The following is a 24,516-nucleotide window of genomic DNA, read 5'->3' on the forward strand; positions in this document are numbered from 1 at the left end:
ACCCGTCAGGGTGACAGGGCGCGTGACCCGGAGCATGACGGCCTGAGCGTCAGGTCAGCAGGACAGCGCGACACGGAGCAAGGACGGCCTGACCGTCAGGCTGGAAGCACGGCTGCATGAGGGTGACCATGGCGGTCTGTTGCGGGTGGCCACGAAGAGTCGTGGCGCGTGGCAGGATTCCTGTGGTGGATGCGGAAGACGAGCGAGGAGGGCTTGGTGAGGAACGCGTGGCGGCAGCCCGGTCGGGCACGTTCGTCCTCGTCCACCTTCGACCCGCCACCGCGTACGCGCGAGTTCGCGGAAGACCTGGTCGCCCACGCGGTCCAGGCGCTCCAGCGCGGTGACGAGGTCGTCCTCGCGCAGGCCGCGACCGAGCTCACCGCCCGAGCCGAGCCGGGCGACTGGCACGGGCTGGTCGACCGGGTGCTGCTGGGACGTCTGGAAGAAGGCGTCACCACGGCGTGGCAGCGGGGATGGCAGCCCGCGGATCTCGTCCGGTTCACCGGGCGGCGGCTGGGCCGGCGGCATCAGCGGCTGGCGATCGACGTCATCGCCGCCGAGATGCGGGTCTACTCCGCCGCCACCGTGGACGAGCCGTGGCGTGAGCAGCTGGCGACGCTGGGCGCGGAGGTCTGGTGGGACGGCGACGGCTCGTTCTTCCAGGGCTGGTGCGGCCGCGAGAACACCGACCGCGCCACTCTCATCATGTGCGGGCTGGAGCTTTCGCAGCTCCTCAGCTCGCTCCCCCGGCTGGCGCGGATCGGCCCTCCGCCGGGGACTCCGCCGACGGCCCAGGCGGACGCGGCGCGGACGGCCGGCCGTCTCACCGACATCGACCAGCGGAGGCTGGGCAAGGTACGCGCGCTGCTGGCCAAGGCGGAGTCGACCGAGTTCCCTGAGGAGGCCGAGGCGCTGAGCGCCCGCGCCCAGGAGCTGATGGCCCGCTACAGCATCGACCACGCTCTGCTGGCCGCCGAATCGGGCACGGGCGGCGAGCCCGCCGGACGGCGGATTCCCGTCGACAATCCGTACGACGCCCCGAAGGCGGTGCTGCTGACCGTCGTGGCCGAGGCCAACCGATGCCGCGCCGTCTGGCATCGCGAGCTCGGATTCTCCACGGTGCTGGGCTTTCCGTCGGACCTGGCCGCGGTGGAGATGCTGTTCACGTCGCTGCTGGTGCAGGCGACCACCGCGATGGTGCACACCGGTACGCGGACGGACGGGGACGGCAAGTCACGGACGCGTTCGTTCCGTCACGCGTTCCTCAACGCCTACGCCGCGCGCATCGGGGAACGGCTGCGGGGGGCGGCCGGCGAGGCGGCGACCAGAGCGGCCGCGGAGGCAGACGGAAAGGATCTTCTTCCCGTGCTGGCCGCACGCGACCGGGCCGTCGAAGAGGCGGTCGACACGATGTTCCCGAATCTCACCAGGGGCCGCGCCCGTGCGGTCTCCAACTACGAGGGCTGGGTCGCGGGGCGGGCGGCCGCCGATCTGGCCAGCCTCAACGGACGCTCCGAGGTCACCGGAGACTAGCGCCGTGGGCTGGACGCCTTGGTCTTTCCATGGGTTTCCTTGGCTTCGGCAGGGCACCGGGTCCCCCTCGGGGAGCTAGGGGGACGGCCGGGGTCAGTCCTTCTTGCGCCGCGTGTTGCCGCCACGGCCGCGCAGCGGCACGCCGGCCTCCTTGAGCACGTTGTAGATGAAGCCGTACGAACGGCCGGTCTCGGCGGCCAGATCACGGATGCTCTCGCCCGCCGCGTAGCGCGGCGCGAGCTCCGCCGCGAGCTTGGTGCGCTCGGCACCGGTCACGCGGGTGCCCCTCGACAGTGTCCGGGTCACGTGTACCTCCCAGGATCGACGGCTGTACCGAGAGCCATTCCCCCAGCTCACAGCCTTAATGATCTATCCAACGTACACATTCCCCGCAAATCTCCCCACAATGCCACGCGATCGTCGCGATATCGGCCACTGGTGGTCTTTTCGATGGCCTCCGGCGTGTCGGTGCTGGACTAACGGGCTCGACATAGTGTCAATAGCAGTCACGGACCTTGACCGTGAGCTTGATCAAAGTCAGAAGATCAAGTCGTGCCGCAGCCTCGGGACCTTCGCCGGTCGCGGCCCGGCAGCCTGGGAACGACTTCGCCAGGAACCCCAGGGGAACCTTTGCTCGCGGAGGGCCTTGCGCCGGCGGGCTTACGGCAACCGGCGGAGGCGAAGGGCCCGCTGCAGATCGTCTGTCTGGTCGGCGAGCGTGCGGCGCAGAGCGACCGCCAGCGCGTCCCGTTCGAGACAGCGGACCGCGGCCTGGACGGTGCCGGGCGTGGCGGCGTGCGCCGGGAAGAGCTCCCGGCCGAGCGTCATCGCGATCATCTGCCCGCGTTCGCCCACCGCCGGGATCTCCTCGAAGTAGCGTTCGAGGTACCCGGCGGTCGTCTCGGGCCGGGCGGGCTCCCAGAAGCCTTGCGCGACGGCGGCGAGAAGGCGCGGAGACAGCATGCCCTCGGTGAAGAGAAGCCGCCACGCGTGTTGCTTGGCACGCGGATCCGGCGACGCGGAACGGCACCGGGCGGCGCCTTCCTGACCGGTCGAGCTCGGATCACGTTCGAGTTGGGCGGTGATCTCCGGCTCGCCCGCGTGGTCCAGCGCGACGAGCTGATGCAGGATCCGCCAGCGGAGCTCGACGTCGAGATCAGGACCGTCAGGCATCCGTCCTTCGCTGAGCCAGTGCCGGAGGTCGTTGAGCTCCTCCGGCGTCTGGGCGCTCGGGACGAGGGTTCGCACGGCCGCCAGCCTCAGGTCGTCAGCGGACTTGGGCTGTTGCAGGATCGTCCGGCAGACGCCGGAAAGGACGGCCAGCGCCTCAGGACGGCGTTCGGGCGGCAGGAACCGGTCGGCGACATGGTTGCGCGCGAACGTAAGGACGGCTTCGACAATCGCGACCACGTTCTCGCCAGGAAGTTGAGCGGCGACCAGCGCCAAGAACTCTCCGGCGGGCATCTCGCCGTCGCGCACCATGTCGCGAGCGGTGTTCCAGAGAAGGGCACGGGTCAGCGAGTCGTCGATCGTCGAAAGGCCTGTCTTGACGGCCTGCCAGGAATCCTCGTTCAGCCGCACCTTGGCGTAGCTCAGGTCACCGTCGTTGAGCAGCAGCAACGCCGCCGGCCGTACGCCAGGCCCCGCTGGTCGGAGTACGCCGGGGAGCACGGTCCGGCCAGAGCCGGGGACGAGATCGGCGGCGAGACGCCTCCGCAGCACGAGGCCGCGGCCGGGGACGTCGTCGTACACGCCCAGCAGAACCCGGTGCGGCCGCTGCGACCCGTCGTGCGCCACGACGACCGATTCCCCGTCGAGGTCGGCCCGGAGGGTGTCGACGCCGGTGGTTCGCAGCCACCGGCTCGCCCAATCCCGCACGTCCCGGCCAGGAGCCGCGGCGCCGATGGCGTCCAGCAGGTCGGTGAGCTCGGCGTTTCCGAAGCGATGCGCGGCGAAGTAGTCGTTGACGCCCCGGAAGAAGGCCTCCTCCCCCACCCAGGCGACGAGCTGCCGTAGCGCCGAGGCTCCCTTGGCGTAGGAGATCCCGTCGAAGTTCATGAGCGCCGAGGCCACGTCATCGAGACTCTCGGCCGCGACAGGATGGGTCGTCGGGCGCTGGTCGGCGTCGTAGCCCCAGGACTTGCGGGCGACGGCGAAGGCCGTCCACGGGCTCGTGAACCGGCTGGCGACCGCCGCGATCTCGTACCCCATGTACTCGGCGAACGACTCGCTCAGCCAGATGTCGTCCCACCAGCGCATCGTCACGAGGTTGCCGAACCACATGTGCGCCATCTCGTGGGCGATGACCGTGGCCCGGAGCTCGCGCTGCGTGTCGGTGACGGCGGACTGGAAGACGAAACGTTCGTTGAACAGCACACAGCCGGGCTTCTCGATCGCGCCCCAGTTCATCTCGGGGACGAACACCTGGTCGTACTTGCCGAACGCGTAGCGTTCCTCGAAGACCTCGTGGAAGCGGTCGAACGACCGACGCGTGATGTCGAAGAACTCCTCGGCGTCCGCGTCCAGATGCCTGGCCAGCGAACGCCGGCAAAGAAGGCCGAGCGCGATGCCGTCATGCTCCGTCTCGACGGCGTGGAACGGTCCGCCGACGACGGTGACCAAGGACGTGCTGATGGGCTCCGTGGCGGTGAACTCCCAGGTCTGCCCGGTGTCGTCGGCGGCGGCGTGCCGTGCGCGTTCCGCCCCGTTGCTCCGCACGGACCAGGTCGCCGGAGCCGTGACGGTCAGGCTGAAGGCGGCCTTAAGATCCGGCTGGTCGAAGCAGGGGAACACCGACGGCGCGTGATCGGGCCCGCAGTTGGCGTAGACGTAGACCTCGCCGTCCTCGGGGTCGACGAAGCGGTGCAGCCCCTCGCCTGTGCGGGTGTAGAGCATGTCCGCCTCGACGAGCAGCTCGTTCTCGGCCTCAAGGCCCGGCAGGACGAGCCGTCCGCCCTGGACCGGATCGAGCACGCGCCCGTTGAGCTCGACCCGCCGTACGGAACCGGCCCGGATGTCGGCGAACGACGCGGCACCCCGCTCCCGGGCCGCGAACCGGACGATCGTCCTGCAGCCGAAGACCTCGTCCCCGCGGGTGAGGTCGAGTTCCACCGAGTACGAGTGCACGTCCAGCAGCCGGGCCCGTTCACGAGCCTCGGCGCGAGTGAGAGCGGAGGTCACACCCGAACCCAACGATCAGGCCCGGGGCGAGGGTTCCATGATCAGCTCGTCGGCGAGAAGGTCCATCAGGAGGCCGTCGCGCCACTGGCCGCTGACGGGATCGCGCTCGTACCGCCGCATGCGCCCGACAGGCTTGAAACCGACCTTCGTGTAGGACCGGATCGCCGCCTCGTTGGTCGCCGAGGGGTCGATGGTCAGCCGGTGGTGCCGCCGCTCCTCGATGAGCCATCGGGCCAGCGTCCTGACGGCGTCCGTGCCCAGGCCCCGCCCGTGGAACCGCGCGCCCATGAAGATGTCGATCGAGGCGTGCCGGTAGTCCGGGTCGTCCTCCTCGTCGTACTGGATCGCCCCGGCGACCTCGCCGTCCACCACGATCGCGAGCATCTCGTCGAAGCCCTCGGGCGGCGCCCACCACCGAGCGACCTCAGGCTCACGGACGATCGCCGCCAGCACTTTCGCGTCGCCGTCCGCCACCGACCGCAGGACGACCGATGCCCCTCGCAGCTCCATACCGAGATCCTCCTCGGTTCGAGGGGTGGTTATCCACAGAATTACGTTCGCCTTCCGGTCGAGCCGAGACCCGCTCATGCTGGCTGGATCGGCGACAGGAAGGACAGCGACCATGCTCACCTCCCGGCCTTTCGTGGCCACCAGCGACCCGCGGAAGGACGTCCGCTCCCCGGCCTGCAACAGCCGCGCCAGCACGTACGGAACAAGGGTGAACAAATGAAGACCGAAGGCCCTGATCCCGAACGGCCGCGCCGCCCGCCTTGCGCCCACCACTCCGCCGTTTGTCCAAGACCAACCGCGCGATTCAGCTCAGATCACCAACGCGACCACCGTAAGCAGCCTGTGGGGCCGACGCCTCACGACGCCCCGGATGCCCAATCCCGCCGAAGCTTCCCCACAACCCGCCACCCGCCACCCGCCCAAAATGCAACGACACTCCCAGCAGCCGAGTGAGATCAATCGTCGAGCTGGCCAGCCGTCGCTCGGGGCAGGTCCGCTCGTTCGCCAGGATCAGCCACCGGAGCCTCCCGGGCCCTACGTCGCATCGCCGCAGTCCATGCCAAGCCGTACACGGTCAGGGCCAGGGCAAAGCCGGCGATCCCACCTTCGACACCACTGACGAGCGTCATATGAAACGTACGCGGGAGGTCCGGCTGATTGATCAGGAGGATCGCTCCCAGCAACGCCCCACCACAGGTCGCGAGCGCCACCGCGCCCACCACCGACAACACCGTCCGCCGCGGCAGCCGTGCGGGTGCGTCCGCCATCACCGATGCCGTACGGCTCCAGCGAACCAACCACCAAGCGACGGCCACCGCGCCGAGCAGGCCACTCGCATACTGGAGCCAGCGGTTGAGGGCGAGCCCGCCCCACGAGGTCGTGATCAGCCATGGAAACGCGCCGGCGAAGCTGTGGTGTTCATGCGTGAACGCGTCCCAGAAGAGATGGGTCGCGGCTCCCACCACCACCGACAGCGGAACCCACTTGATCATCGCCCTGCGAAAACCGTACGCGGGCTCGGCGAGTCGCGCGTGCGCCCGGCCAGGGGTCAGCGCGAGCAGCGGCCGCTTCCAGACCAGATGGAACACAGCAAAGAAGAACACGCCGAACATCAGGTCAATGGTCACCAGCCCCCACGGGGAATGCGTAGCGCCGCGGAGCGTCGCCAATCCGAAGAAATAGGGCACATCCGGGACCATCGAGCCCACCACCAGCGCCGATGGCACCAGAGGGCCCCGTGCGAGCGGAAGGACGGCGGCAGCGTGGCTCATTGTGAACGGCATCGGCCATGCCTAGAGCATCCGACCAGGAACGATCAAGGCCCGTTCACCGCTCGCCGACCGCGTCCAGCACGGGCTTGAGGTCGACGATCGGCGTCCCGTCGACCGCTTCAAGTGCCCGGACACGGATCCGCAAGCCGTCGATCGCCAGGATCGTCACCCGGTGCAACCCGACCGGATTCGGCCTGTCCGCCGACCGCGTGCTGAACACCCCGGTGACCGGCCGCCCCACGTCATCGCGAGGATGGACCGCCAAGACATCCCGCCGCGCCCGATCAAGCCAGGTGAGGACCAGTACCTCCACGCCGACCCGAAGGTCGCGCAGCCCCTCACGCACTTCATCGTCGAAGACGAGCCAAGCCTCGGGAGCCCCTTCGTCACCCTGCTTGGGCGCCGCGTCCAAATCCGCAAGCGCCGACTCGACCCACCCGATGGGCCGAATCACGAACCCGCTCTCACCCACGCGGCCTCCTCACAATCACCGCCCCTGCCCCAAGACAACCCTCCACCAATCAGCCCTATACGTCACAACCTTCAGCGGAGATCCCGAGCCAAACGTCCCACCAACACCCAAACCCGCCGCGAACCATCCTCAACACCCGGCCCCCGAGCCGACACCCGTGAAGCACGCCCCCGCCCCGTACCAGCCGCAAGCTCAACAGTGTTCCGTCGAGGCAGCCCCCTGACCAACCAGCGACGCCAAGACACCAGCGCGGCGGAGGGCAAACCAAGACCCGCCACCCCCACGGCGCAACCGCCAACACGAGCCCCGGAGGCCTTGGCTCCCGGCCGAGACCGTCTTTCCAGGGCGCCAAGCGGCTGGTATTGCCCGAGCAAGGATCTTGCTCGTACGGTCAGGGTGGGCGCGCAGATGCTCGGCTCCGGCGGGAGCCGCAGGACGGGGAAGGGCGATCACGGTGATCGAGACACTGGACGCGGCGCGAGTCACGAGCAGGCGGGCCCGGCGAACCGCGGAATTCATGCACCGGAGACTGCGGCCGCGCATGATGGGCGACGGCGAGATCGACGAGCGGGCCATGCGCCGGTTGGCGAACCTGGAACGGCTGGCGGCACTCGCTCCGGTACCTCGCGGCGTGCGACTGCGCCGAGTGCAGTTCGACGGTTTCCGCGGCGAATGGGTGACAGCCCCAGGGGTCTCTGCCGGTGGACGCGCGATCCTCTACTTCCACGGCGGCGGCTTCGTCTGCTGCGGGGTGGCCACCCACCGCCGCATGATCGCGCAGATCTCCGCGGCGGCCCGCATGCCCGTGCTCTCGATCGCCTACCGCCAGCTGCCGGAGGTCCCGGTGGCCGGCTCGGTCGCCGACTGTGTCACCGCCTACCGCCAACTCCTCGCACACGGCCACGCCCCCGAGGACGTGGTGGTCGCGGGTGACTCCGCCGGCGGCTTCCTCGCCTTCGCCGCAACACTCCGCGCCGTCGAACAGGGCCTGCCCAAGCCGGCAGCGGTGGTCGGCCTCTCCCCATGGCTCGATCTGGACTGCACCGCCAAGATCGCCCATGCCAACGCGGGCCTGGACCCGTACATCGTGGCGGATCAGATGGCCAAGCTCGCCACCCTGCTGGTCGAAGGCGTGATTCCACCGGACCCGGCGCTGTCGCCGCTGACCAGCGACCTCTCAATGCTCCCTCCCGCCCTGATCCAGTGCGGCTCGATCGAGGTTCTACGCTGCGACGCAGAGCTGATGGCCGAGGCGATGGAACGGGCGGGAGTGCCCTGCCGGCTCCAGATCTGGGAGGGCCAGATCCACGTCTTCCAAGCCTTCTCCCCCTTGATCCCGGAAGCCCGCCCGGCGATCGCGCAGATCGGCGCCTTCGTACAAGAAATGACCTCGAACAAAGCCGGCCGCGCCGCCTGACCCCAACCCGCTCACCCTGGCGCCCAATCCCATCCCGAAATACGGACGCCCTGGACCACCACAAGCACGGCCGCGCATCGACCGCTACAAATCGGACAACCAACACGCGCCCAGCCACGCTAGGACGCCGAGCACGCCAGACACTTCACACCAAGATCCCCACCAGAACCAAAGGCTCCAGCCAACCGACCGCCCGACTCCTCGTTGCGAGGCTCGCGGCCGACCTGACCTAGGGCGCACCATCAGCCACCAAATCGGCCCTCGACACAGCGTTCTACCGCGCCATTGGACGCGGCTAGTCGACCCGTGCCTGGCCGCCAGCAAGGCACATCAGGAAGTAGCCCAAAGTCGGCGCACGCGGCAAACCTCGGTCAAGTACGCACTCCGTCAAGACGGAAGAAGGAGTCAGGCTCGTCGATCAACGGCCCCCCGCAATGCGCGCGCGTACAGAAGGATCCTGCCGACCCCGCCCATAGCCGGAGGGGCAAACGCCAGGAGTGAGCGACGACACCTGCCCGGTGACGAGGTTGTAGCACGCCCCGACGATTCCGAGCGTCCCGGCGCGTCGCCGCGGCCTCCTAACGAATCAGAACACAGGAGACTGATGTCCTCCAACTGCGGTGCGGCCGCAGTGATGGTCGTACATGCCCAACGGGGTGCAAGCGCTGCGCAGTGTCCAGCCTCGGAGATGTTCTGGAGCCGGTGCATCCCCAAAGCGCAGGCACGGGCGCAGGCACGGCAGGAGCGCGGGCGCGGCACGGGCGCAGGCACGAGCACAGGCCCACGCGCAGGCGCGGCATGGGCACGGCACGGACGCAGGCACAGGCACGGACGCGGGCACAGGCGCAGGCACGGGCTCGAGCACGTGCACCGTCACCGTCACCGTCACCGGCGCGGGCACGGACGCGGACACGGACGCGGCGGAGGCACGGACGCAGGCGCAGGCACGGGCACGGCACGAGCACCGGCACCGGCACCGGCACGGACGCTGGCGCGGCGCAGGCGCAGGCACGAGCACGGGCGCAGGCACGAGCACGGGCACCGGCACAGGCGCGGGCAAGGACGCGGCGCTGGCGCTGGCGCGGACGCGGCGCTGGCGCTGGCGCAGGCACGGGCGCAGGCACGGGCGCAGGCACGGGCGCAGGCACGGGCGCAGGCGCAGGCGCAGGCACGGGCGCAGGCACGGGGCGCAGGCACGGGCGCAGGCACGGGCGCAGGCACGGGCGCAGGCGCAGGCGCAGGCACGGGCTCGAGCACCGTCACCGTCACCGGCGCGGGCACGGACGCGGACACGGACGCGGCGGAGGCACGGACGCAGGCGCAGGCACGGGCACGGCACGAGCACCGGCACCGGCACCGGCACGGACGCTGGCGCGGCGCAGGCGCAGGCACGAGCACGGGCGCAGGCACGAGCACGGGCACCGGCACGAGCACGGGCACCGGCACGGACACGGCGCAGGCACGGGCACGGGCACGGGCACGGGCGCTGGCGCAAGCACGGGCACAGGCGCGGGCACGGACGCGGCGCAGGCGCTGGCGCAGGCACGGGCGCGGGCGCGGGGATGATCCCAAAACCTTCGGGGCACGGGAGCACACGGAGGACAGGCGCTCGCCCAACGGCAGACCACAGCCGTCGGGTGCAGCACGGCCAGATCAACCGTAGTTATCACCCGCAGAGGTCAAGTCCCGGCGGTTGATGTCCCGTCCCTCTCGTAGGCCAGCGACTTTCTCGCAAAATGGCGATCTTGGGCGTAAGCCACCGGATCAGGGCGAATGTGCTGTCGAGCCGAGTCGACTGTGACCATTCATCAACGCTGCGTAGCCGACTTCACTACGATCGGCACCTTGACGGTGACCACTGCGACTCCCCCGGGGCGAAGATGAACCGTTCGGCAGATCCCAGGTTCGCCGCGGCTGTCCGCTGCGCGTGCGGGTTGCTCGGGTGTGCGGCGGTGATGGGCGCCGCCTTCCTCGGCATACCGTCGCCCGCGCAAGCCTCGAACACATCCCGTTCAGCAACGGACGGAGCCGGCGAGATGTCGCGGAAGGCAGCGCGGCCTCCGCTGAGCAGGCGGGCATCGCCGAAAGCGTGGAGACTCCTCAAGCCTCCCGTCCCAGAGATCTGTCGCGAGGCCGAGTACTGGGGTGACTGGTACACCGGGCAGGTCTGCCGAGAAGTGTGGCTCTCGATGTCCAGCTCACCACGGGCTAGGCGGTTCGACCGCAATCGCGCCAGACGAACGAACGACCCCCCGGCACCCTCACCGAGACTCGCCCCGGCTCGCGTCCGCCCAAGCCCACGCCCCTCCCCGTCCCGCGCTCCGAGCGCCCTGCCCACTGTCCCTGTTTCTCCATCGGCTCCGCCGGCGAGAACGCAAGCTGAAAGCGATAGGTCGCCGGCACATTCGATGGAACCGTTGCTGCTGCTTGGCCCCCTGCTCGCTGCCATGGTCGTGGCGGGCTACCCCTTCCGCCGCAGGATCTACGCGTTCGCCTGCGCCGCGCTCTTCGCTCCTCCGCTTGCAGAGGACGAAAGAACGGTCTACTTCAGTTACCGCCCGACGATCGATCCGTTCACCGTCTCCGCACTCGGCCTGCGTGGCGGAGGGGCGTCCGACACCGCACGGGTACTCGCGCTGGCCGCGCTGGAGGAGCACGACAACGCCCTCCTGGTGATTCCTCGTTCCGACGCGATCTCGCTCTTCGGGCTCTCCGAAGACGAACTGCTGGACGAAAGCGCCACCGACCTCTTCATCCCTGGCAACCTAGACGCCGCCCTGGCCTATCTCGAGACCGAACTCGCCATCCGCCAGGGCACGGAAGGCTCCCCACGCCGCCTCCTCCTGGTCGCAGATTGCGAGGACGAGGCCGAACGAATCCGCAGGCTGGTCACCCAATACCCCGGTGGCGTCTCAGCCGTTCTCCTGGGCGAGTGGCCGGCAGAGCAGGCCACGGTGAACGAAGACGGCTCGGTGGTCCTCCCTCCCGACTTCACCGGCTGCCTCCCCCGCCGCCTTCCCGCCATGTCGCGAAGAGAGGCCCGCGATCGCCTCCACGCGGCAATCGACGCCCAACGCCCCACGAAACCCACCTACGCCCGCCGATCCTCCCGCCGCTAACCCCCAGCAGATCCGCACACCTAGACCGGTGAGTGCCGGTGCCGCCCGTCGATGAAGGGTGGGGCTGGCCCGCAGCGCTCAAGTCTCTTGAGGCGCCGACAGCAGGGGGCGAATACGGGGGCGGTGACGAGGTTGGGAGCAGATCGCAGTGTCGGGATCCCAGACTGACCCACCGCCTGTGCGGAACATCAGGCCTGGCCGAGGGCCGGCAGGGCATCGGTCGGTTTCCCCGAACGCGTGAGCAGGACGTCCACGCGCATGGTGGACGATGCCGCCAAGCTTTTCCGTCACCAAGCCGTGATGCGTCGCGCGGACTGAGCCACAGCGGTGCCCCGGCTGAACCTCAGTTGGACGTCTTGGAGAACGTGGCGACGTGGGTGATGGCCTGGGTATGGCCTGGGCGCCTGTCAGGCGGCTTGGTGGGTGGCTCTGGCTGTGATCAAGGCTCGAAGGCTGCGGCCGGCCGCGTATGAGTCGGGTGGGTCGTCGACGGTCCGGTCGACGTAGGCCATGCAGCGGAGGAGCCAACTGCGGAGGGAATCCTCGATCTGGGTCTCGGCGCGGAGGGCCTTGGCCTGGGCCAGGCGGCGTTGCTCGTCGCGGGCTCGTTCCGTGAGGTCTTCGTCGGACGCCACCGCGCGCACGTCGGAGAGTGAGAAGCGGCCCAGTTGGTCGGTGGTGAGCGCCCGTTCTGTGGCGACGCGGCTGAACAGGTCCTTGGGCCAGCCGAGGATCGCTGCCGCGCCCTTGGCGTCGACGCTGTCGGACAGGGGGCCCTTGCGGGCGGCGACGACCTCCGCCACGGTGCGGGCGTCGAGCGCGTCGAGGTCGCGCAGGAGATAGATGGGGTAGGTCCGGTATCGGCCGATCACGGTGAGCTCACCGCGGGCGACCAGGATCTCGATGTCGGCGCGGCTGACGTCGAGGGACATCCGTTCGGCCAGGCGCGCCGCGGCGTTGACGGCTCCGACCGGCGGGTCTTCGCCAAAGGTGGCCCGGATCCGGTCTGTCTGCTCGGCGGCCTTCGCGACCTGCCCGGTGGACCAGGCGCGGCCGTCGATGTCGGGTTCGGGGATGATGCCGTGCTCCCTCGCCAGCCGAAGCTGCCAGGAGGCGATGCCGAGCGCGGTGGCGAACTGCGGGATGCCGTACTCGCTCCGGCCGGCGCGGATGATCTCGGTGGGCATGTCCTGCTCCTTTTCGTGTTGACTCGAAACACAGGATCGCTCACCCCGAGTAGTCGCAATAGTGGAATCACGTTCTGTGGATAACCCGCCCTCGACCGGCGGCATGCCAGGCTGGGGGCATGAACGACATCGAACGGCTGGCGGTCGGACTTGCGGCGATCGGCCGCCCCGCGTACATCAATCTGGGGCGCACGGCCGACCTGCCCGCCGAACGAACCGTGGACGCCATGCGCCAATCCACCTGGGACGTGCTGGACGCGGCGTACGCAGATCAGATCCGGTGGGTCGACACGGCTCGGTCGTACGGACGGGCCGAGGAGTTCCTGGGCGAATGGCTCGCGGAACGCGGGCATGAGGACGTCACCGTCTCCAGCAAGTGGGGCTACACGTACGTCGGAGACTGGCGCATGGACGCTCCGGTCCACGAGGTGAAAGAGCACAGCCTGGAGCGCTTCGAGACCCAGTACGGCGAGACCCGGCGGATTCTGGGCGAACACCTCGCTGTCTACCAGGTCCATTCACTGACCGCTGACAGCCCGTTGTTCGGAGACCATCCGTTGCAAGCGGCACTCGCCGGGCTGGCCGCGGACGGCGTGCGGGTGGGGTTCTCCACGTCCGGGCCCCGCCAAGCCGACACGGTACTGAAGGCGTTCGAGCTTGAAGTGGACGGGCACCGGGTCTTCACCGCCGTCCAATCGACCTGGAACGTCCTGGAGCCGTCTGCGGGCGAGGCACTGCGTCAAGCGCACGATGAGGCCGGAGCTCTGGTGATGGTGAAGGAACCGCTGGCGAACGGCAGGCTCGCCGTGCAACCGCCAGAGGAGATCAGGAAGATGGCCGACCGGCACGAAGTCGGCGCGGATGCCGTGGCCCTTGCCGCAGCCCTGAGCCAGGCTTGGGCGGACAAGGTCCTGTTGGGCGCCGCCAGCTCGGGCCAGTTGCGCTCCAACGTCGCTGCGCTCTCTTTGTCGCTCGGCGAAGAGCAGTTGAACGAGTTGGCCACCCTGGCCACGGAGCCGGAACGCTACTGGGCTGAACGCTCGGCCCTGCCCTGGATGTGAGAGACCCTCAGGTGAGGTCTTCGGCTAGGGCATTCCAGAAGTGGGACTCGTACGCATGCAGCATGCGGGCGGCTCGAGCGGCTTCTTCCGGGGAGTCCCCGGAGGCCAGGCCGACGGCGACCACTTCCGTGGCATGGTCAGCGAAGCCCGGTGGCGGCTCCGCGAAGAAGCGGAAGAAGCCCACTGCTCCCTCGTCCATCCCGTAGCGGCTGCGCAACGCCTCGGCGGTGCGCGCGCAGTAGGCTCCCCACTCCTCCAAGTTGGCGAGCATGGCCAGAGCCACTTCCGAAGCCGTGCCGAACATCGCGCGCTGGGCAAGGTAGGCCGGATAAGCCTGAGCCAGTGGTTTCGGCTCGTAGGCGCTGAGATCTTTCTCACTAATTCCGAGCGCCCCAGCAAAGTCCAGGAGCAAAGCCAGAGCCTCGCCTTCACCTTGGGCGAGAGCCAGAAAGAGCCCGCCGGCAGGAGGCTCTGGATAGCGCGAAGCCAATAGGGAAAAGCTGCGCCGGTCACTGCCGACGATCCGGTACTCCTCCCCGGCGAGCCAAGCGAGCCGTTCACGGGGCACCGCACCGGCCTCCAGCAGCGTCAGGAAGCGGTTTTCGCTGGCAGCCGCCGCGATCTCCGCGCGCGAGCGGGCGACCAGTTCGGTAGCGGGGGCTTCGGTCATGCCTTCAGGTGAGCATCCCGCGCGGACAAGGTCAACAGGGGCCCAACGCCAGTTCGCGGCGGCTGTCAGAGCGATCATCTGTGCGAAGGCAGGTTCTTCGCGTTATTCGGCGGTCCGGGCGTCCCGGCATAGGCCGGATCAAACTCATATGATCACTTGGATACGATGAAGGGCGGAATGTCTACGCAGGTGTGGACGGAGTTGGGAGCGAGCGAGCACATGTCGGATTTCGAGCTCAAGCATGCGGGCGGTCGGCTGCCCCTCGAGGTGACAGACGCTACGGAGGGCCCATCCGGCCTGGGAGTCGGCGCCCTGCTGAAAGAGACCGGTCATGTGACGCTTGACCCGGGCTTCACCAACACGGCGTCCACGACGTCGGCGATCACTTACATCGACGGCGACGCGGGGATCCTGCGTTACCGCGGCTACCCGATCGACGAGCTGGCCGAGAAGTCCTCCTTCCTGGAGGTGGCCTACCTGCTCATCAACGGTGAGCTGCCCACCTCGGCCGAACTGGAGGAGTTCACCGACAACGTCCGGCGTCACACGCTGCTGGACGAGAAGTTCCGGGCGTTCTTCTCGGCCTTCCCGCGCAGGGCGCACCCGATGGCGGTGCTGTCGTCCGCCGTGAGCGCGCTGTCGACCTTCTACCAGGACAGCCTGGACCCGTTCGACGCCGAGCAGGTCGAACGGTCCAGCATCCGGCTCATCGCCAAGCTGCCGACGATCGCGGCGTACGCGTACAAGACCTCGATCGGCCAGCCTCTGCTCTACCCGGACAACTCCCTCGGCTACGTCGAGAACTTCCTCCGCATGACGTTCGGCCTGCCGACCGAGCAGTACGAGGTCGACCCTGAGATCGTGCGGATCCTGGACATGCTCTTCGTCCTGCACGCCGACCACGAGCAGAACTGCTCCACCTCGACCGTGCGGCTCGTCGGGTCCAGCCACGCCAACCTGTTCTCCTCCATCTCGGCGGGTGTGGACGCACTGTTCGGCCCGCTGCACGGCGGCGCCAACCAGGCCGTCCTGGAGATGCTGGAGCAGATCCACACCGACGGCGACGACGTCGAGTCGTTCGTACGCCGCGTCAAGAACAAGGAGCCCGGCGTCAAGCTGATGGGCTTCGGGCACCGGGTCTACAAGAACTACGACCCGCGCGCCGCCGTGGTGAAGAAGGCCACTCGCAAGGCCCTCGACCTGCTCGGCAAGCCCGACCCGCTGCTGGACCTCGCCATGCGGCTGGAAGAGGTGGCGCTCAGCGACGACTACTTCGTCGAGCGCAAGCTCTACCCGAACGTCGACTTCTACACCGGCGTCATCTATAAGGCGATGGGCTTCCCGACCAACGCGTTCACAGTGCTGTTCGCGCTCGGCCGGCTCCCCGGGTGGATCGCGCAGTGGCGCGAGATGATGAGCGACCCGGCCACGAAGATCGGCCGTCCGCGCCAGGTCTACGTGGGCGAGACCCAGCGTCAGTACGCGGACATCAAGTCTCGCTGACCGCTTGCGCCGCAACGCGCGGTGCGGCTGTCTCTTCGATCAGGGCCGGGTTTCCAGGGCATTGCCTTGGAGAACCGGCCCTGATCCGTTGGCGGAACATGCCGGGTTAGCCTGTGGGCGGCGGCTGCCCCCTGCGAAAGGCTCCGGACAATGCCTTCCATTGTCGAACCGAACCTGAGCGACCTCGACTTCTGGGCCAAACCGCAGGAGGATCGCGACGCGCTGTTCGCGGCTCTCCGCACGGCAGAGGACCCGGTCTTCTGCCCGCGGCAGGACGGGCCCGGGTTCTACGCGCTGACGCGATATGAGCAGGTCGCCGAGGCCAGTCGCCATCCGGACGTGTTCAGCTCGGAGCCGACCGCGGTCAGCCTCGTGGACCCGCCGCCGTCGATCCGCGAGTACTCGGGATCCATGATCAGCCTGGACGACCCGCGGCACGCCCGCCTGCGGCGCATCGTGTCCCGCTCGTTCACCCCGCGCATGATCCAGAAGTTCGCGGACGACGTGTCCGCCCTCGCCGCCCGCATCGTCGACGATCTGGCCGAACGTGGCCCATGCGACTTCGTGACCCACGTGGCGACGCCGATGCCGCTGCAGATCATCTGCGCCCTCATGGGCATCCCGGCGTCCGCGTACGACGACGTCATCGACGCGACGAACGCGATCCTCGCCATCGGCGACCCCGATCACGTCTCCTCTGACGGCAAGAGCCGCGAAGAGGTCCTCGGTGAGAAGTTCAGCATCCTGGACGAGCTGATGACCGATCTGGGACGGTTGCGCCGCGAGAAGCCTGCCGACGACCTGGTCACCGCCCTGCTCCATGCCAACGTGGACGGCGAGGCACTCACCGAGGCAGAACTACGGCGGTTCTTCAGTCTCCTGGTGGTGGCGGGCAACGAGACCACGCGCAACGCCCTGTCGCACGGCATTGCCCTCTTCACCGCCAACCCCGGCCAGCGGTCGCTGCTCTTGGCGGACCTGGAGAAATGCCTGCCGGGCGCAGTCGAAGAGGTCGTACGGTACGCGACGCCCGTCACCTGGATGCGCAGGACACTCACCCGGAACTACACCCTGAACGGCCACACGTACCGGACGGGCGACCGGGTCATCCTCTACTACAACTCGGCCAACCGTGATGAGAGCGTCTTCAAGGAGCCGCACACGTTCGACATCACCCGCTCCCCCAACCCGCACGTCGGCTTTGGAGCACCGGGGCCGCACTTTTGCCTGGGAGCCCATCTCGCGCGCCGAGAGGTGACCGTCCTTCTGCGAGAGCTCTTCACGCGCCTGCCCGACATCCACGCCACCGCCGAGCCGGTGCGCCAACGCGCCAGCTTCATCAACGGTGTGAAGTCCCTTCCCTGCGCGTTCTGAATCCGGCCGACACCGGCGTAAACACTGGGTCGCCCGCCGGAAACCCACTCTCAACGCCTTCGAATCCCTTCCAAGGCCGCCCACAAGCAGCCCGCAACTAGACCTCCGCAAGATCCAGTAACTGGCAGCGCGGCACCGCGAGACCGTACGCCGACCTGCCCCACACCACCTGCACGCACTGATTCGAAAGCCTGGAAACCCTCGGCAACCTTCAGGTAGACGCAGCCCCGTCCGAAGACGAATCGCTGATCAGTCAAGCCTCAAGAACGGGCCAGACTCGGGCATCCAGGGCGGCCAGCAAAGCGCATGAGCGCGTTTGGCCTGGCCACAGGAGCAAGCGAGCCAGCGGGAACGTTATCCACAGAATCTCGTTCCACTTCCGTCCCGCACGACCCGGACCGAGGCTGGATGTCGCCGCACCAGTCCGCCGAGGCCGAGGAGGCCAGGTCATGCCCGACACGATCTCCATCACCGTGCCCGCGAAGACCACCACATGCTTCGTGGTCGCCACCGAACGCGAGCCCGGAGACGCCCGGCTCGCCATGCGCCACCGGCTCGCCGAGCCGTTCGCCGCCGCCGTCTCCGAGCGGCTCGGCACCTCCCGGCTCGCGGTCACGAGCTATCCGGCGGACGGGTCGCCCTGGGATCTGGCCGCCGCGACGGCCGCAGAGGAGGCCGACACCGAAAGCGAGGCGCGAGTCCGCAAGGCCGTCCACCATATCGGCGTCACGGCGCTGCTTCCGGTCTCCGACCAGCCGTTCGGCGCCCAGGTCGCCCGCGCCGTGGCCCGCGCGCTCGCCGGCGCCGTGGCGGGTGTGGTCGTCGATCTCCACACCGCCCAGATCCTCCCGCAGACTCCGGGCGAAAAGCCCCATTTCGCCCTGGCGGACGACTGGCTCGGCGTCTCACTCCCGCCAGAGGAGGGCCATTGCTCAAACGGCGACGACTCCATCAACGGGTGTTCCTGCGTCGAGTTCACCACCCGAGGCCTGCGCCGCTTCGGGCTGCCGGAGTTGCAGATGTCGGGAGTCGCATGCCCCCACGACCTGGCCGCGCTCAACATCATGCGCACGACGGCTCAACGCTTGATGCCGATCGCTCAGCTCCCGGGCCAGCAGATCCTCTCCCCCTTTCTGCCACTGGCGAGCGATGACCTAGCCGCGTTCTGGGGAGTCAAAGAGTCTCTCTGGACTGATGGTCCACTGCCCGTTCGGCTTACCTCGCTCGGTCCCCGCCTCCTCGGCGTCGGCCCGCCACCTACGTTCCAGGGCACCTTGAACGAGTGGCTCTGGGACGAGCTTCCACCCGTCATGTACGAACTCCTCGGCTGCATAACCGACCCGGTGCCCTCCTGAAAGCAGCTCAACTCAGCTCAAAGCCCAAGGAGGCAGGAAGCATTTCGGTCAGCGGCCCGCTCATCCTGACGCGAGCGGGCCGCATGATCAGGAGGCCAGCCGTTCAAACCGGGCCAGGAACGGCACCGGCGTCGGAACGGAGCTTCTTCAGACGATCGGCCGTGAGGTCGTACCGCAAAGTCAAGGCGATGGCGATGGTCATCAGCAACGCGGGTGCGAGAGCACCGCCGTAGAGGATGGCGTCGACAGCGCTATCAGGTTGGGCGACCGGCTCGTCGGGTTCGGACGAAACGAACCCGGCGGCGGCGAGCAACCAGCCCAGCAGCAGTGCGCCGAGTGCCATCATCACGGTCTCGGTGGCGGTCCAGAGACCCGTGAACGTTCCCGCCCGCCTGCTTCCCGACTTCAGTTCGTCGTACACGAGGGTGTCGGCCAGCATCGACAACTGCATCAGTTGGAAGCCCGCGAACCCGACGCCGATCACGATCGCGCACAGATGCGCGTGCACCGCGCCGAAGATTGGCGTGAACGACTGCGCCACGCCACCGACCAGGAAGAGTCCACTGGAGACGAGCATCCCGCCGCGCTTGTCGTACCGCCGCGAGAACCGCACCCACGCCGGCATGGTGATCAGCATCGGACAGATGAAGGCCAGGAACAGCGTGGTGATCGCGCCGGTGTCGTCAAGGACGTACGAGGCGAAGTACGGCGCCCCGGACAGCATGATCCCCACGGCGAGCATCTGCGCGGCGCTCAGCCCGAGCAGCGACATGAACGGGAGGTTGGCACGGGCGGCACGCAACTGCCGCCGCGCGGTGCTGTGTTCAGGCTCGGCCCGGACGATACGCGGCGCCCGAGCCGTCCCGGCATACGTGGCGATCATTGCCGCCAGCAGGACCGCCCCGATGACCAAGCCCATGAGCCTGTAGCCGCCCATCGAGGCCTCGCCGCCCTCGGAGTTGACCAGCGCGGGCGAGAGACCTCCCGAGAGGAGCGTCGCCACGCCGAGAAAGACCATCCGCCACGTGAGGAGTCCGCTTTGCTCATGGTAATCATCGGTCATCTCCGCAGGCATCGCCTTGTACGGAACTTCGAACAACGCGAACGCCGTCGCGGCGAGAAAGAAGCACCCGCCCACGTACAACGCGGCCGGAACGCCTCTCAGCGACGTACCGGCGAACGTCAGCACGAACATCGGCGGCAATACGATCGCCCCCGCGAGCAACCACGGACGCCTCGACATCGACCGGTCGGACAGACGGCCCACGTATGGGTTGACCAGCAGGTCCCAAGCCTTGGGCAGAAAGACCGCCAGGCCCGCCATGGCCGCCGGAACGTCCAGCACATTCGTCATGTAATAGAGAAGCAGAAGACCCGGGACGGTATTAAAGGTCCCAGCGCACAACGAACCAAGGCCGTAACCGATGCGCAAAGAGCGGGGCAGTGGCATGCGCCATTAGAACCCAGTTCACCCCTGACACGGAAGAGACCCGCTCCCCCGTTCAGCAAGCATGCCGGACGCGACCAGTCCCAGCATGTCCCGCTGAATCCGAGGCCTCTGCCCACCCACCAGCCCGTGAAGGCTGGAGCCGCCGAGCTCCACCGATCCATGCCCTTCCCCGCCGTCCCGGGGGAACGACTAACCAAACCGAAGCACTTCCTAAGCGGAGTGTTCGGCGAGACCCGCGAAGGGCTCGGCCCTACGACTCGCCGTCCACGAGTGGCGACCGGGCACTATGTGCTCGGCAGGCCTGCACGACGATCGTGCCGCAACCAGTCCCTGCGAGGCGCGTTCAAAGCAGCCCAGATCCGGCTCGACAAGCCTGCTGACCACCGCAGGAAGGAGCACCAGGCTGGTCCGGAGCGAAGACCCAGCGTCCCAGCCCCGCATGCGCTAGAAATTCGCTGTGCGCTCGAGATTCGCTGTGTCCTCAGGGGTTCAGTGTGAGCTCGGGAACCAGTGATCTCGGCGTTCAGTGACGTCGAGGTCCAGTACCCTACCTCACCGACCGCTGGCTGACCCAGCTCACCGTAGGTGGCCGCGCTACGGGGGGAGCTCACAGTGAGTTCGAGGTGCAGTGAGTTCGGGGTCCAGTGAGTTCGGGGTTTGGTGGGCGCTCGGAGCTCGCTGTGGGCTCGGGGTTCAGCATGAGCTCGAAGTTCGTTGCGAACGTTCGCTGCGCAAGAAGGCGTTGGCGGTCTTCGGCATGGTGCGAGTGGAGCGCGGCTAGGTTCGACTGTCATGAACACCGAGGACGTAGCAGGCTCGTTGCAGGCGGTGCTGGCCGATGTCGCTGCCGAACGCGATGCTCAGGATCGCCTTTGGGGTGTACAGGAGTTCCCTGATGGCAGCGCGCCTGAATATGGCGAACGGGCGGACGAAGCCAAGCGGGACGTCGCTGCGGCTTGGTCTCGAGGGGAGTTGACTTGGCGGCACATTCTCACGGAGGAGTTCTATGAGGCACTGGCCGAAACCGATCCTGAGCGGCTGCGTACCGAGCTGATCCAGACCGCAGCCGTGGCGGTCAAGTGGGTGCAGTCCCTCGACCGACGGGGTGGTGCGACACTTCATCGCTCCAGGTCAGGTGCCACCAAGCGGGAGAAACTGGTGCGCGACCGCATTCCCGAGATCATCGACGGCACCGGCGGCACGGCCGCTCGCTCACGAACGGCGCAAGATGGCGAGTACGAGTCGTTGCTGCGCGTGAAGCTCTATGAGGAGGCCGGAGAGTACGTGGCGAGCGGGAATCCGGCCGAGCTAGCCGATCTTCTGGAGGTGATCCATGCCCTGGCGGCGACGCACGGTATCAACCCCGCCGAGCTCGAACGCCAACGCGCTGCCAAGGCTGAAGAACGCGGAGGCTTCGGCCGCCGGCTCGTTCTGCGCCTGCCAACCGACGTTGTCGCTGATGGCCCGTTGACTCGATGAGCAACTCCCAGGTGATGCGGCATCCGATTGACCGATGCGGCGCGGCCGGGAAGAGCGACGCAGGCGGCGTCGCCCCGAACGCGGGCGCCGACGCGGCCGCAGGCCCGGACGAAGACCCAGGCGCGGGCGGTGCCCACGCCGAGACCAACGGCTGCCGCGCCTGCCAGCAGAGGTGGCCGCAGGGATCGGCAGGTTGCCTAGGCAAATTGGATGCCGCAACACCTGGGAGCTGCTCATCGGTCAACGGACTGGCCAGGACGACGACATCCCGCAACCGTCTACCTGCACGGCAACCCTCAGACCCGAGTACCAGTTCATGAGGGGCCGTAGCTGTGCCGACGTCGAGCATGGAGGCCAAACCTGACCGCCGAACGAGGATCACAAGTTCATAGCAGCCGCCGTGAGCTCTCCGTTTGCTGGCTCCTACCGGTACGTCACCTGGTCTTCCCGAGTCGTCTGCGTCTGCGATGGCCGCACAGCAGCAATGCGCCTCGTTCTCTACGGGAGATCGGCTCCGATTCTGCTAGCGAGTGCGAGAGGCAGAGGATAGACGCGTTCCTTCGGGAGGAAGTCCTTGGCTTTAGTAGCTTTCCCGTCCTGAAGGAGACGATGGATCTTGCGGACCAACGGTGTCCGATCTTCGATCGAGACGATCCAGTCGTCCACGTACTGATCCATCACATGGCGGCTGAGCCCGATCTGGATGCTCCGTGCATCCAGCGTCGCGCCGCGCAGGCTCCGCTCCGGGTCCCACTGCACGTGGACGATCGACTCCGCGAACCGGGTACGCCATTCATCACTGCTGCGGAAGATCCGCCGGTCAGGATGCGTGGGCACGGCATGGCCAAGCGCTTCTTCGAAGCCGGAACGGCTGATCCGTACCGCCAGGACTCTCTCCTGGCCCGGCTTACGGGCCCAGTTGCTGCGGGCCATCAGCCACAGGAACGATGGCTTGATCCACGTCATGCGGCCACGGGAGAACGGCGACACGAACCGGCCCTGCTCGACCGCTGGATCAGCGATCTCGGGGCGATATGCCTGGTAGACCGTGATCGTGTCGCGATCGTACGTGGCGCGGATCTCGTGCGTTCCCATCGGCAGCTCATCTCCCAGTTCAGGCACACCACGCTGCCGTCCCGTCCAGGGATTGATCAACAGGTTTTCGCCAACGCCACCGATCCAGGAGGGGCGGGTTCACGAGAAGCGATGGCCAATGCATGCCGTCACAGGCTGATGTCGCGCGGCAGATGTGCTCATCCTGTCGGCCACCACGTCCGCCACACCCCGCGCCTCCGCTGAATGCGCCGCGCCCCGTCTGGCTCCGGATACGCCACGCCGCACGCAACGCACCCCCGCATGGCACGACACCGCGTCTCCCACGCGCGCAGCGCGGCACCTCTCCGACGCACCGCGCCCATGGATCACCGCATGCGCACTACCCCGTTCCCCGCATGCGCTCCGCCGCCGGTGCAGGGAGCAGGACATGTGCGATCACGCGCAGGCGATGGCCATCTCACATGGTCACCCGCTGATGCCGCGCCGGGCCGACGGGCTCATCACATCGGCCGCCACACCGCGACTCCTCTGAACGCGCCATGCCCAGCCCCAGACGCGCCGCACCGCACATCCCGCGCACTCTGCGCCGCACCTCGCCGCATGACGTCACGCCCCATCCTCATCTGCGTCGCGCGATGCCTTCCCGAAATGCGCAACGCTTCGACTCTCTGCATGCACCACGCCGCGTCTCTCTGCTTGCACCACCCCTCCTCATGTGCGCCACACCGCGTCGCACGTCCCGCATGCACGCGCGCGGTACCTCTCTGCAGGCGTCATGCCACGTCTCCCCGCGGCCGCCACGGCCACCACGCTTCGGCTCTCTGCTTGCACCACGCCACGTCTCCCTGACAGCGGCCAGAGCAGAATCCCCACGTACTGCCAGTTAGTCGAGCACTCTGCGTGACTGCCTTCAAGGTGCCTGACGGGGTCGGCCGTGACCGCCGGAAGGGACGTGTCACGTTCGTGGCCGACCTACCCGCTCGCCTTCCACCGGACCCAAGTGACGGTCCCCTCAGCCTGGTAGCGGGCACCCGGGCCGAACCGCCACTCGGCCCCGAGCCGCCGAGCGTCGGTCGGCACCCGACGGTGCGGCGTGAGCAACGAGGTCAGTTCGTCATACCGCATGTCGACCCCTCCATTCCCTGGATGGCTCTCCGTCCCTGCCTCCCCGGCCTCATAGCGCCGGTTCCACTCCACGTAGATCGCCCACTGCTCGCGTTCCATCGTCACGGCGTCATCGCTTGCGGGCCACAGGTAGTACTCGGCTTCCTCGACCAGGTCGACGTAATTACGGCTTTCGAAGTAGTGCGCCCTGCCGTCGACCTCAGCAAGACCCGCGCGCGGGCCGTCATACCAATCCAGCTCGACAACCACGCGCCCAAAGCCATCGGCGATCAGTCGATCCTCGTCCCAGGTCTCAGCCACCTCGGCAGACTAGCGCCTGCAATCCCAACAAAAGTCCTCAAGATGCATGCCGAGTCCGATCTACACAGAGTGACAGACGGCGGCCAGATAGGTCCCCGCCATCTGGCCGCCGGTGGGAAATTCCAACTGGCCGCTATCATCTCCCTGCGTCCGCCACGCTCCGTTTCCTGGCATGCACCACACCGCGTCTCCCGGCGGCGCTGTGCAAGGTGGAACGGGCATGGCGTATTGGCGTTCACGCCAGGTGGTTCTGTCCGATGCCTGCGCAGGACCGCCAAGGCCTCGCCGACCGGTAAGTCGCGTTCGACGCCGGTCTGGCAGCGACCGGCATGGTCCGATGGTGTTCAGCCAGTCCCGCGGGTGGCTGGCAAGGTCCAGCGATGACCGGCGTTACATTCATTCGTGGCTGGCAGGTCTAGCCGCCCGCACTGCGGCGGATTCGGCGGTTCGGTCC

At 67.9% G+C, this 24,516-nt stretch carries 18 protein-coding genes; 8 read left to right on the forward strand and 10 right to left on the reverse strand.

From position 1 onward, the window contains the following. The first annotated feature begins 216 nt into the window (after nt 1–216). On the forward strand, nt 217–1,533 hold the full coding sequence (locus tag ACGFNU_RS43415; protein WP_392602508.1) for a DUF2786 domain-containing protein: 1,317 nt from the start codon (nt 217–219) through the stop codon (nt 1,531–1,533). Nucleotides 1,534–1,626: 93 nt separating this feature from the next. Here the strand turns inward: ACGFNU_RS43415 and ACGFNU_RS43420 are convergent, their stop codons facing one another. The 5 genes from ACGFNU_RS43420 to tsaA form a co-directional block, all read right to left on the reverse strand. Continuing rightward, nucleotides 1,627–1,839 carry a helix-turn-helix domain-containing protein gene (locus ACGFNU_RS43420; protein ID WP_151562616.1) on the reverse strand — a complete coding sequence of 71 codons (213 nt, stop codon included), beginning with the start codon at nt 1,837–1,839 and terminating at the stop codon, nt 1,627–1,629. 354 nt (nt 1,840–2,193) lie between these two features. After that, on the reverse strand, nt 2,194–4,713 hold the full coding sequence (pepN, locus tag ACGFNU_RS43425) for an aminopeptidase N (protein ID WP_392602509.1): 2,520 nt from the start codon (nt 4,711–4,713) through the stop codon (nt 2,194–2,196). Nucleotides 4,714–4,728: 15 nt separating this feature from the next. Next, complete coding sequence (aac(6'), locus tag ACGFNU_RS43430) at nt 4,729–5,223, reverse strand: aminoglycoside 6'-N-acetyltransferase (protein ID WP_392602510.1); 495 nt, start codon at nt 5,221–5,223, stop codon at nt 4,729–4,731. Nucleotides 5,224–5,678: 455 nt separating this feature from the next. Next, nucleotides 5,679–6,506 carry a DUF4184 family protein gene (locus ACGFNU_RS43435; protein WP_392602511.1) on the reverse strand — a complete coding sequence of 276 codons (828 nt, stop codon included), beginning with the start codon at nt 6,504–6,506 and terminating at the stop codon, nt 5,679–5,681. Nucleotides 6,507–6,549: 43 nt separating this feature from the next. After that, nucleotides 6,550–6,966: a tRNA (N6-threonylcarbamoyladenosine(37)-N6)-methyltransferase TrmO gene (gene tsaA / locus ACGFNU_RS43440; protein ID WP_392602512.1), complete on the reverse strand. Its 417-nt coding sequence runs from the start codon at nt 6,964–6,966 to the stop codon at nt 6,550–6,552. Between the two features lie 454 nt (nt 6,967–7,420). Here tsaA and ACGFNU_RS43445 point away from each other — a divergent pair, with 454 nt between their 5' ends. Together ACGFNU_RS43445 and ACGFNU_RS43450 are read left to right on the forward strand one after the other, a co-directional pair. Beyond that, nucleotides 7,421–8,383: an alpha/beta hydrolase gene (locus tag ACGFNU_RS43445; protein WP_392602513.1), complete on the forward strand. Its 963-nt coding sequence runs from the start codon at nt 7,421–7,423 to the stop codon at nt 8,381–8,383. Nucleotides 8,384–10,800: 2,417 nt separating this feature from the next. Then, nucleotides 10,801–11,502, forward strand: a complete 702-nt coding sequence (locus ACGFNU_RS43450) for a hypothetical protein (RefSeq protein WP_392602514.1) — start codon at nt 10,801–10,803, stop codon at nt 11,500–11,502. 407 nt (nt 11,503–11,909) lie between these two features. On the opposite strand, the gene ACGFNU_RS43455 is transcribed toward ACGFNU_RS43450, so the two are convergent. Beyond that, the gene (locus tag ACGFNU_RS43455) at nt 11,910–12,689 is read right to left on the reverse strand and encodes a hypothetical protein (protein ID WP_392602515.1); all 780 of its coding nucleotides are present in this window, start codon (nt 12,687–12,689) and stop codon (nt 11,910–11,912) included. A gap of 119 nt (nt 12,690–12,808) precedes the next feature. On the opposite strand from ACGFNU_RS43455, the gene ACGFNU_RS43460 reads away from it, so the two are divergent. Beyond that, on the forward strand, nt 12,809–13,750 hold the full coding sequence (locus ACGFNU_RS43460; RefSeq protein WP_392602516.1) for an aldo/keto reductase: 942 nt from the start codon (nt 12,809–12,811) through the stop codon (nt 13,748–13,750). A 7-nt stretch (nt 13,751–13,757) separates the two neighbouring features. Here the strand turns inward: ACGFNU_RS43460 and ACGFNU_RS43465 are convergent, their stop codons facing one another. Continuing rightward, nucleotides 13,758–14,420, reverse strand: a complete 663-nt coding sequence (locus ACGFNU_RS43465) for a hypothetical protein (RefSeq protein ID WP_392602517.1) — start codon at nt 14,418–14,420, stop codon at nt 13,758–13,760. Nucleotides 14,421–14,639: 219 nt separating this feature from the next. On the opposite strand from ACGFNU_RS43465, the gene ACGFNU_RS43470 reads away from it, so the two are divergent. The 3 genes from ACGFNU_RS43470 to ACGFNU_RS43480 all read left to right on the forward strand — a co-directional run bounded on the left by ACGFNU_RS43470 (nt 14,640) and on the right by ACGFNU_RS43480 (nt 18,652). Next, nucleotides 14,640–15,923, forward strand: a complete 1,284-nt coding sequence (locus ACGFNU_RS43470) for a citrate synthase (protein WP_392602745.1) — start codon at nt 14,640–14,642, stop codon at nt 15,921–15,923. 150 nt (nt 15,924–16,073) lie between these two features. Next, complete coding sequence (locus ACGFNU_RS43475) at nt 16,074–17,297, forward strand: cytochrome P450 (RefSeq protein WP_392602518.1); 1,224 nt, start codon at nt 16,074–16,076, stop codon at nt 17,295–17,297. A 449-nt stretch (nt 17,298–17,746) separates the two neighbouring features. Next, complete coding sequence (locus tag ACGFNU_RS43480) at nt 17,747–18,652, forward strand: hypothetical protein (RefSeq protein WP_392602519.1); 906 nt, start codon at nt 17,747–17,749, stop codon at nt 18,650–18,652. 103 nt (nt 18,653–18,755) lie between these two features. On the opposite strand, the gene ACGFNU_RS43485 is transcribed toward ACGFNU_RS43480, so the two are convergent. Continuing rightward, nucleotides 18,756–20,102, reverse strand: coding sequence for an MFS transporter (locus ACGFNU_RS43485; RefSeq protein WP_392602520.1), 1,347 nt, complete (start codon nt 20,100–20,102; stop codon nt 18,756–18,758). Nucleotides 20,103–20,894: 792 nt separating this feature from the next. Between ACGFNU_RS43485 and ACGFNU_RS43490 the strand changes: the two genes are divergently transcribed. Then, the gene (locus ACGFNU_RS43490; protein WP_392602521.1) at nt 20,895–21,581 is read left to right on the forward strand and encodes a hypothetical protein; all 687 of its coding nucleotides are present in this window, start codon (nt 20,895–20,897) and stop codon (nt 21,579–21,581) included. A gap of 498 nt (nt 21,582–22,079) precedes the next feature. Here the strand turns inward: ACGFNU_RS43490 and ACGFNU_RS43495 are convergent, their stop codons facing one another. After that, nucleotides 22,080–22,676: a DUF4291 domain-containing protein gene (locus ACGFNU_RS43495; protein ID WP_392602522.1), complete on the reverse strand. Its 597-nt coding sequence runs from the start codon at nt 22,674–22,676 to the stop codon at nt 22,080–22,082. Nucleotides 22,677–23,609: 933 nt separating this feature from the next. Further along, a complete protein-coding gene (locus ACGFNU_RS43500; RefSeq protein ID WP_392602523.1) occupies nt 23,610–24,062 on the reverse strand; it encodes a hypothetical protein in 453 nt (150 codons plus the stop codon). Between the last annotated feature and the right edge of the window lie 454 nt (nt 24,063–24,516).

This window comes from Spirillospora sp. NPDC048911 (assembly GCF_043198015.1).
Classification (GTDB): domain Bacteria; phylum Actinomycetota; class Actinomycetes; order Streptosporangiales; family Streptosporangiaceae; genus Spirillospora.